This is a genomic window from Pontibacter fetidus (assembly GCF_010119545.1).
In the GTDB taxonomy this organism is placed as follows: domain Bacteria; phylum Bacteroidota; class Bacteroidia; order Cytophagales; family Hymenobacteraceae; genus Pontibacter; species Pontibacter fetidus.
Map to the genome: position 1 here is coordinate 135,469 of NZ_JAAEAA010000010.1, position 9,403 is coordinate 144,871.

A 9,403-nucleotide genomic window follows, 5' to 3' on the forward strand; every position below is an offset into this window, starting at 1 on the left:
AAATGATATTTTACAAAACTGAAGAAGAAATTGAGCTAATTCGCCAGGGTGCTTTGATATTAGGCAAAGCCCATGGCGAAATAGCTTCTCTTATAAAGGAGGGTATCACTACAGCTGAACTTGATAAACGAGCATTTGAGTTTATTAAGGATCTTGGTGGTCAACCTTCATTTTTGAACTATAATGGTTTCCCTTATAGTTTATGTATTTCTACAAATGCAGTAGTAGTACATGGTTTCCCTGGGAAATACCAGTTAAAAGATGGTGATATTATTTCTGTAGATTGCGGGGTACTTTATAAAGGTTATCATAGTGATTCTGCCTATACCCATGGTGTGGGTAACATTACAGAAGATGTCATTAAGCTTCTACAAGTAACTGAAGAAAGTCTTTATAAAGGAATTGAAAAGGCTGTTGCAGGAAACCGAATGGGAGATATAAGCAATGCTATTCAACAGCACGCTGAGGCAAATGGTTTTAGCATTGTAAGAGAATTGGTTGGCCATGGTATAGGCCGAAATTTGCATGAAGCACCGGAAGTTCCTAATTATGGAAAAAAAGGGCAAGGTGTAAAATTACAAGAAGGCCTTGTGTTAGCAATAGAGCCAATGGTCAATCTCGGAACTAAGAATGTTGTTCAGGAGGATGATGGATGGACTATAAGAACAAGGGACAAAAAACCTTCTGCTCATTTTGAGCATACGGTTGTTATCAGAAAAGGTAAAGCAGAAGTATTGACTACTTTTGATTATATAAAAAAAGCTAAAAACTTATAAATGGCCAAGCAGTCATCTATAGAACAGGACGGAACAATTATAGAAGCGTTATCAAATGCTATGTTTCGTGTAGAACTTGAAAACGGGCATCAGTTAATTGCTCACATCTCTGGAAAAATGAGAATGAATTATATTAAAATTCTTCCGGGCGATAAAGTGAAGCTTGAGATGTCTCCTTATGATTTAACAAAAGGTCGGATTGTTTATCGATATAAATAAATACAATGAAAGTTAAAGCATCAGTAAAAAAGAGAAGTGCTGAATGTAAAGTTATCCGCCGCAAGGGGAAACTTTATGTGATCAACAAAAAAAATCCAAGATACAAACAAAGACAAGGATAATTAAAAAAGTATGGCAAGAATAGCAGGAGTTGATATTCCGGATAACAAAAGAGGAGAGATCGCTTTAACCTATATCTTTGGTATAGGCCGTAATCTTTCAAAATCTATCTTAACCAAAGCCGGGGTGGATCTTGACAAAAAGGTGAAAGACTGGACTGAAGATGAGTCCAATGAGATCAGAAATATTATTGCTTCTGAGCACAAGACTGAAGGTGTTTTAAGATCTGAAGTTCAGTTGCACATTAAGCGTCTTCTTGATATCGGTTGCTACCGTGGTTTAAGACACCGTAAAGGTCTACCAGTTCGTGGACAGCGTACCAAAAATAACTCTCGTACGAGAAAAGGTAAGCGTAAGACAGTTGCAAACAAGAAGAAAGCTTCTAAATAATTAATTGATCATGGCTCAGAAAAGAAAAGATAAAGCTAAGAAGCGTGTAGTAGTTGTGGAAGCAACTGGCCAGGTACATATCAAGGCTTCTTTCAACAATATTATTATCTCAGTAACCAACAATGCAGGTCAAGTAATATCTTGGGCTTCTGCTGGTAAAATGGGTTTCAAAGGTTCTAAAAAGAACACTCCTTACGCTGCACAGATGGCAGCTTCAGATTGCGCAAAGGTTGCTTATGACCTTGGCATGCGTAAAGCTGAAGTTTTTGTTAAAGGCCCTGGCGCAGGTAGAGAGTCCGCTATCCGTACTGTGCAAAATTCAGGTATTGAAGTTACAACTATAAAAGATGTTACTCCATTACCACACAACGGATGTCGTCCTCCAAAACGCAGAAGAGTTTAATTTTAAAGTAGATTAAATAAAATGGCAAGATATACTGGTCCTAAAAGCAAAATCTCGAGAAAATTCAACGAAGAGATTTTCGGCCCAAGCAAAGCATTAAAAAAGAAAGCATATCCTCCGGGGATGCACGGCCGTGGCCGTCGTAAGAAGCAGTCTGAATACGCAGTTCAGCTTGCTGAAAAGCAAAAGGCTAAATACATATATGGTGTATTAGAAAAGCAGTTTGCTAACCTGTTTGATAAAGCTCACAGAAAAGGTGGTATTACAGGTGAAAACCTTTTGATCCTTCTTGAGTCAAGATTAGACAACACAGTTTACCGTTTAGGTATTGCTCCAACTCGTAGAGCAGCACGTCAGCTTGTATTGCACAAGCACATAACAGTAAATGGTGGTATAGTTAATATACCTTCTTATAGCTTAAAAGTTGGTGATGTTATAGCTGTTAGAGAGAAGTCAAAATCTCTTGAGGCAATTACAACAAGTTTATCTGTTCGTAATGCAAGACAGTTTAGCTGGTTAGAGTGGGACGCAACTGAAATGGCTGGTAAGTTTATTTCTGCACCTCAGCGTGACCTGATCCCGGAGAAAATCCAGGAGCAGTTAATCGTTGAACTTTACTCTAAGTAAGCAGCATAATCAATTTTTAACCTTTAACACTGCAAGTATGTCAATATTAGCATTTCAAATGCCAGAGAAAGTTGTAATGGAAAAAGCCGACGACTTTCATGGTTTATTTGAATTCAAGCCGCTTGAAAAAGGTTACGGTGTAACCATCGGTAATGCTCTGCGAAGAATATTGCTGTCCTCACTTGAAGGATATGCTATTACTAGCGTTCGCATACCTGGTGTACTGCACGAATTTTCATCCGTTGAAGGTGTGGTGCAGGATGTTTCTGACATCATCCTGAACCTTAAAATGGTTCGCTTTAAGAAGATCAGCGAAGTTATTGATGACAAAATCACTGTAATGATCAATGGTGCAGATACTTTCTATGCCGGAGATATCAGTAAATTTACTTCAAGCTTTGAAGTATTGAACCCTGAGCTAGTGATTTGCAACCTGGATAAAAATCTCTCATTAGAAGTTGAGCTTACTATTCAGAAGGGACGTGGTTACGTGCCTGCTGATGAAAACAAGCCAGCTGCTGACCAGGTTTTCGGTCTTATATCTATTGACTCTATTTTCACGCCAATTAAAAACGTGAAATTTAGTGTTGAGAACACTCGTGTTGAGCAAAAGACTGACTACGAAAAACTTCTGTTAGAAATTCAAACTGACGGATCAATACACCCAGAGGAGGCTCTCAAAGGCGCTGCAAATATTCTTATTCAGCACTTCATGTTATTCTCTGATAACACCATGACTTTCGAAACTGCTAAGCCAGAAGAAGAAGAGGTTGTTGATGAAGAACTGTTGCATATGCGCAAAGTTCTGAAGACTCCACTTCAGGATATGGATTTGTCAGTTAGAGCTTATAACTGCTTAAAAGCTGCGGACATCAGAACACTTGGTGACCTGGTACAGTTGGATATCTCTGACATGATGAAGTTCCGTAACTTTGGTAAGAAGTCGCTTACTGAACTAGAGAATCTTGTTCAGGATAAAGGCCTGACTTTCGGAATGGACCTTTCTAAATATAAATTAGAAGAAGAATAATAACTTACGGCATAATTCCCGATCCCATTTAGGTTGATCGACGGTATGCCCGTGCACAATTCAAAATAATGAGACACGGTAAAAAAAATAATCACTTAGGAAGAACTGCTGCTCACCGTAAGGCGATGCTGTCAAATATGGCTGCTTCCCTTATCATGCACAAGCGTCTTTCTACTACAGTAGCTAAGGCTAAAGCGTTACGTAAGTATGTTGAGCCACTTCTTACAAAATCTAAGAACGATACTACACATTCAAGAAGAACTGTATTTGCTTACCTTCAGGAGAAGGAAGCTGTAAAGGAGCTTTTTGATGAGGTATCTGCAAAGATTGCAAACAGACCGGGTGGTTACACTCGTATCCTTAAGACAGGTCTACGTCTTGGTGACAATGCAGAAATGTGTGTTATTGAGCTTGTAGATTACAACGAGGATATGCTTGCATCTACTGGTGCAGCAGCTGGCGCGAAGAAAACTCGTCGTCGTGGTGCTGGTGGTGCTAAGAAGAAAGCTGAAGGTGCTGCAGAAGCTCCTAAAGCAGCTGAAACTGATGCAACTGCAGAAGAAGCTAAAGATGCTGAATAAGCTGAATCTTTAAAATATTTTAAAGGGACATGACGTAAGTCGTGTCCCTTTTTTATTTTTGTAAAAATCTTAAAATGAAAAAACATACCGCTACAGAAGCTATCCTACTGTTGGAGGATGGTACAGTTTATAAAGGAAAAAGCCTAGGTAAAATTGGTACATCAGGTGGTGAGCTTTGCTTTAATACCGGTATGACTGGTTACCAGGAGATATTTACTGATCCATCATACTATGGGCAGGTTGTTGTAAACACTGTTTCGCATGTGGGCAACTATGGAGTTCAGACTGAGGAAGTAGAATCTGACCGTGTGCAGATAAGTGCTTTGGTTTGTAAAGATTTCTCGCATCATTATTCCAGAAAAACCGCTGAGGGCTCTTTGCAGGAGTACTTCGAGAAGGCAGGAATTGTTGGTATATGTGAAATTGATACAAGATCTCTTGTAAGACACATCCGTGATAAGGGTGCTATGAATGCTATAGTTTCGTCGGAGATAACTGATATCGATGAGCTCCGTAATAGATTGGCTGAAGTACCATCTATGGCTGGATTGGAGCTTTCGTCGAGGGTAAGCACTTCGGAAACTTATGATCTTAAACCGGAAGATGTTAAGTTTAGAGTAGCAGTACTGGACTTAGGTGTAAAGCGAAATAGCCTTAACAATTTTATGCAGCGTGGCTGTGAAGTAAAGGTGTTCCCTTATAACACTCCTTTTGAAGAAATGGAGAAGTGGAACCCGGATGGCTATTTTATATCGAATGGGCCTGGGGACCCGGCGGCTACAAAAGAGGCTGTAGCTAGTGTAAAACAGATACTGGCTAAGGCTAAACCAATGTTTGGTATTTGCATGGGGCACCAGATACTGGCCCAAGCCAACGGAATTGCTACTTACAAAATGCATAACGGGCACAGAGGCTTAAATCATCCAGTTAAAAACCTGATTACCGGTCGGAGCGAAATTACAAGCCAGAACCATGGATTTGTGGTTGATGCGGAGCAGGTGAGAAATCATCCGGAAGTTGAAGTGACGCATATTAACCTGAATGATAATACCATTGAGGGAATGCGTATGAAAACAAAGCCGGCTTTCTCCGTACAGTATCACCCGGAGTCGTCGCCGGGGCCACACGATTCGGAGTACCTATTTGATGACTTCGTGGCATTATTAGAGCAAAGTAAAAATCAAGTAAAACTATAGATCAAAACAACTAATGAGCTTAATCACTGATATCAAAGCCAGACAGATCTTCGATTCTAGAGGCAATCCTACAGTAGAAGTTGATGTAATTACCGAAACTGGTGTAATTGGCCGTGCTGCTGTACCATCTGGTGCGTCTACCGGTATTCATGAAGCAGTTGAGCTACGTGATGGAGACAAAGGCAAGTACATGGGTAAAGGTGTACTGCAGGCTGTTAAAAACGTAAACGACACGATTGCTGAAGAGCTTATTGGATTCCCGGTGTTCGACCAGAACCTGCTGGATAAGATCATGATCGAACTGGATGGCTCTGATAACAAAGGCAAGTTGGGTGCTAATGCTATACTTGGAGTTTCGCTGGCAATAGCTCGTGCAGCTGCGCAGGAGCTGAATATGCCGTTGTACCGCTATGTAGGTGGTGTAAATGCGAACACGCTGCCAGTGCCGATGATGAATATCCTGAACGGTGGCAGCCACGCGGATAACGCGATCGACTTCCAGGAATTTATGATCATGCCGGTTGGTGCCCCTTCATTCTCCGAAGCGCTACGCATGGGTTCTGAAGTGTTCCATCACCTGAAGAATGTACTGAAGAAAAAAGGCCTTTCTACGAACGTAGGTGATGAGGGTGGTTTTGCACCAAACATCGCGTCTAACGTGGAGGCGATTGAAGTGGTATTGCAGGCGATTGAAGCGGCAGGTTACAAGCCAGGCGACGATATGATGATTGCCATGGATGCGGCTAGCTCTGAATTCTACGATGCGTCTACAGGTCTTTACACGTTCAAAAAATCTACCGGTGATAAGCTTTCGTCTTCGGACATGGTAAGCTACTGGAAAGAGTGGACGGAGAAGTACCCGATCATCTCGATTGAAGATGGTATGGCAGAAGACGACTGGGCTGGCTGGAAAGAGCTTACTGAAACTATAGGTAAGAATGTGCAGCTGGTTGGTGATGACCTGTTTGTTACTAACGTGAAGCGTCTGCAGCAAGGCATCGATCAGGGCGTTGCTAACTCTATCCTAATAAAAGTAAACCAGATCGGTACGCTAACGGAAACTATAAACGCTATTAACTTAGGTTTGCGCCATGGTTATAAGAGCGTAATGAGCCACCGTTCGGGCGAGACAGAAGATAACACGATTGCAGACTTGGCAGTTGCGCTTAACACAGGCCAGATCAAAACTGGTTCTGCTTCGCGTTCTGACCGTATGGCTAAGTACAACCAGTTGCTTCGTATTGAAGAGGAGCTTGGCGAAATTGCCTACTATCCGGGCCGTAAGTTCTAAAATCCAATATCAGAAAATATTTATGGCTAAGGCTGTGGGTTATATGACTCACAGCCTTATTTTTGTGTAAGTACTTTTAGCCCACGTGTTCCTATGATCAAGCGCATCCCTAAATTTTTCCGCAGCTTTTACTTTATCACAACAGCTTTGTTTGTGGTATGGATGCTCTTTTTCGACTCTAACGACTTTGTAACGCAGTACCAGATGAGCAAACAGTTGAGCGATTTGGAAGATGTGAGAGAAGACTATGTGCACAAAATGGAGGAAGTGGAAAAGGACCGTAAAGCCCTGATGGGAAATGCTGATTTGCTGGAAAAGTACGCCCGCGAAAAATACCTGATGAAGCGCCCGAATGAAGACGTTTTCATTATAGTGCCTAAGGAAGAAGAGTAGGGCTATAATTAAGATTCTATAGTTTAAAATGGAGCTGTTCTTATGAACAGCTTTTGATTTGTATAGAAATGTAATTCTTTACATCTATAAATTACTCGTCAGATTCTGATTAAACTTATCCCTTACTCCCTGCCTAAATAATTCGTAACTTTGCGCCAATGTGCTGCAACTATAGTTTGCGGCCTCACCTAAGTATAGATACTATGGCAAAAGTTGCAATAAACCTTTCTACTGGCTCCATTCAGCAGGAAGAAGTTATAGTAGGTATAGATCTGGGCACAACCAACAGTCTGGTGGCCTACATCCATCCTGAAGATAAAACACCCATCGCTATAAATGACCAGGGCCGCGGAACAATTGTGCCGTCGGTAGTGCATTTTACCCAAACCGGCGAAACTATAGTTGGCACTGAAGCTAAAGACTACCTGACCACTGACCCGGCCAATACTATTTACTCGGTTAAGCGCCTGCTTGGCAAGTCGTATAAAGATGTTGGTGAGCACAAAGATTACTTTGGTTATAAGATCATCGACGATGACAGCGAAGGCCTGGTAAAGATCAGAGTAGGAGATAAGTTTTATTCACCTATCGAGCTGTCGGCGGAGATATTGAAGGAGTTACGTGAACGTGCAGAACACTCCCTGAAAACACCAGTTAATCGTGCTGTTATAACCGTGCCAGCATACTTTAATGATTCGCAGCGCCAGGCAACCCGCGATGCCGGTAAACTGGCTGGTCTGGAAGTACTGCGTATAGTTAACGAACCTACTGCGGCAGCGCTGGCTTATGGTATTGGCATTGACCCGGACGAAGAGAAAACCGTTGCAGTCTACGATCTGGGTGGCGGTACATTTGATATTTCAATCCTGAGCATCCACCAGGGCATTTTTGAAGTGCTCTCTACCAACGGCGATACTTACCTGGGAGGTGATGACTTTGACAGAGCCATTATCAACCACTGGATTCAGGAAAACCAGCTTATTGCTGATACGGTAAACGAAGACAAGAACCTGCAGCAGGAGCTGCGCCTGAAAGCCGAGGAAGCTAAAAGAACACTGAGCTCTCAGCCTGTATATACCGGAACTATAAACGGAACTATAGATTGCCATTTAGAGCGCCATACGTTTGAAACGCTGATTGCTCCAATTGTAGCCCGAACTATAGAAAGCTGCCGCATGGCCATGGCTGACGCCAAACTACAGACCGAGCAGATCGATGCTGTGATCATGGTAGGTGGTTCTACGCGTGTGCCAATGGTGTACGAAGCGGTATCTAACTTCTTTGGAAAGCAAGCCAATAACTCCCTTAATCCGGATGAAGTTGTATCCCTGGGAGCTGCCATTCAAGCCGACATACTGGCTGGTAACCGTAAAGATATTCTGCTGCTAGATGTAACGCCGCTTACGCTGGGTATCGAAACTATGGGAGGCCTGATGGACTCTATTATCCCTAGAAACTCTAAAATACCAACCAAGGCAGGCCGACAATATACCACATCTGTAGATGGTCAGGTGAACATGAAAATTTCGGTATACCAGGGCGAGCGCGACCTGGTGAAAGAGAACCGTAAACTGGCAGAGTTCGACCTGAAAGGCATACCAGCCATGCCAGCGGGCTTCCCTAAAGTGGACGTGAACTTTATTCTGAATGCGGACGGAATTCTGAAAGTGGAAGCTATTGAGCTACGCTCCGGTGTGCGCCAGGAGGTAGAAGTAAAGCCACAGTACGGCCTGACAGATGAACAGGTAGAACAGATGTTGATGGACTCGATCACGCACGCTAGAGAAGACGTTTCTACCCGTATGGTAATAGAGGCTCGTACTACCGCTGAGCAAATGATTTACCAGGTAGAGCGCTTTATAGAGAAAAATGGCCAACACCTGACCTCTGAAGAAATTGAACTTACCAAAACCAATGTGCAGAATCTGAAAAATGTATTGCCTAGTGGTGATAAAGATTCTATACTTAAAGCAGTAGATACACTGGAAGAGCAGACAAGTCCATTTGCAGAACGTGTTATGCAGATATCTATTAAGCAGGCAATGGCCGGTAAGAAGATCGAGTGAGAAATTTTATACCCCTCTTGAGAGGGCAGGGTCGTTAAGTTCTAATGTATTTAGCCATCAGTGTTATTTTGTTGGCAAAAGCTGTGATCGCATCCTTCATAGAGTGGAAGCTACATTTTCTGGCGATGTTCAAGGCTATATTTTTCAATAGGGACAGGTTTTCCGGTGCCTGTCCCTTGCGGACCCCGTTCTTATCTTCCTTTAACGTGACATCTTTCTCCCAATGTACCCGGTTTTCAATTCCCCAATGCCCCCGGATAGCTGCTGCCAGCATTGCTGCATCTGCGTTTGTGTAGCTGCAAATGTAATAG

13 protein-coding genes are annotated in these 9,403 nt (G+C 42.4%); 12 read left to right on the plus strand and 1 reads right to left on the minus strand.

What is annotated here, in order from left to right; all coding sequences use genetic code 11:
• Positions 1-2: 2 nt before the first annotated feature.
• The 12 genes from map to dnaK all read left to right on the plus strand — a co-directional run bounded on the left by map (position 3) and on the right by dnaK (position 9,092).
• Positions 3-776, plus strand: coding sequence for a type I methionyl aminopeptidase (gene map, locus GWO68_RS09635; RefSeq protein WP_162346228.1), 774 nt, complete (start codon positions 3-5; stop codon positions 774-776).
• Entirely contained in the window at positions 777-995 is a 219-nt protein-coding gene (gene infA / locus GWO68_RS09640) for a translation initiation factor IF-1 (RefSeq protein WP_162346229.1), read from the plus strand.
• A gap of 5 nt (positions 996-1,000) precedes the next feature.
• The gene (gene rpmJ / locus GWO68_RS09645) at positions 1,001-1,117 is read left to right on the plus strand and encodes a 50S ribosomal protein L36 (protein ID WP_007654264.1); all 117 of its coding nucleotides are present in this window, start codon (positions 1,001-1,003) and stop codon (positions 1,115-1,117) included.
• A 10-nt stretch (positions 1,118-1,127) separates the two neighbouring features.
• On the plus strand, positions 1,128-1,505 hold the full coding sequence (rpsM, locus tag GWO68_RS09650; protein ID WP_162346230.1) for a 30S ribosomal protein S13: 378 nt from the start codon (positions 1,128-1,130) through the stop codon (positions 1,503-1,505).
• A gap of 10 nt (positions 1,506-1,515) precedes the next feature.
• Positions 1,516-1,908 (plus strand): 30S ribosomal protein S11, encoded by a 393-nt coding sequence (gene rpsK, locus GWO68_RS09655; RefSeq protein ID WP_137759957.1) that lies wholly within the window; start codon positions 1,516-1,518, stop codon positions 1,906-1,908.
• Positions 1,909-1,929: 21 nt separating this feature from the next.
• On the plus strand, positions 1,930-2,535 hold the full coding sequence (rpsD, locus tag GWO68_RS09660; protein ID WP_162346231.1) for a 30S ribosomal protein S4: 606 nt from the start codon (positions 1,930-1,932) through the stop codon (positions 2,533-2,535).
• A 37-nt stretch (positions 2,536-2,572) separates the two neighbouring features.
• Positions 2,573-3,565: a DNA-directed RNA polymerase subunit alpha gene (locus GWO68_RS09665; RefSeq protein WP_162346232.1), complete on the plus strand. Its 993-nt coding sequence runs from the start codon at positions 2,573-2,575 to the stop codon at positions 3,563-3,565.
• 68 nt (positions 3,566-3,633) lie between these two features.
• Positions 3,634-4,146 (plus strand): 50S ribosomal protein L17, encoded by a 513-nt coding sequence (gene rplQ / locus GWO68_RS09670; RefSeq protein ID WP_162346233.1) that lies wholly within the window; start codon positions 3,634-3,636, stop codon positions 4,144-4,146.
• 74 nt (positions 4,147-4,220) lie between these two features.
• The gene (gene carA, locus GWO68_RS09675) at positions 4,221-5,342 is read left to right on the plus strand and encodes a glutamine-hydrolyzing carbamoyl-phosphate synthase small subunit (protein WP_162346234.1); all 1,122 of its coding nucleotides are present in this window, start codon (positions 4,221-4,223) and stop codon (positions 5,340-5,342) included.
• Positions 5,343-5,355: 13 nt separating this feature from the next.
• Positions 5,356-6,633: a phosphopyruvate hydratase gene (gene eno, locus GWO68_RS09680; protein ID WP_162346235.1), complete on the plus strand. Its 1,278-nt coding sequence runs from the start codon at positions 5,356-5,358 to the stop codon at positions 6,631-6,633.
• 93 nt (positions 6,634-6,726) lie between these two features.
• Positions 6,727-7,026, plus strand: coding sequence for an FtsB family cell division protein (locus tag GWO68_RS09685; RefSeq protein WP_162346236.1), 300 nt, complete (start codon positions 6,727-6,729; stop codon positions 7,024-7,026).
• Between the two features lie 203 nt (positions 7,027-7,229).
• Entirely contained in the window at positions 7,230-9,092 is a 1,863-nt protein-coding gene (dnaK, locus tag GWO68_RS09690; protein ID WP_162346237.1) for a molecular chaperone DnaK, read from the plus strand.
• Between the two features lie 34 nt (positions 9,093-9,126).
• Here dnaK and GWO68_RS09695 read toward each other — a convergent pair.
• On the minus strand, positions 9,127-9,403 hold a 277-nt coding region (locus tag GWO68_RS09695; protein WP_162346238.1), incomplete at its 5' end, for an ISAs1 family transposase.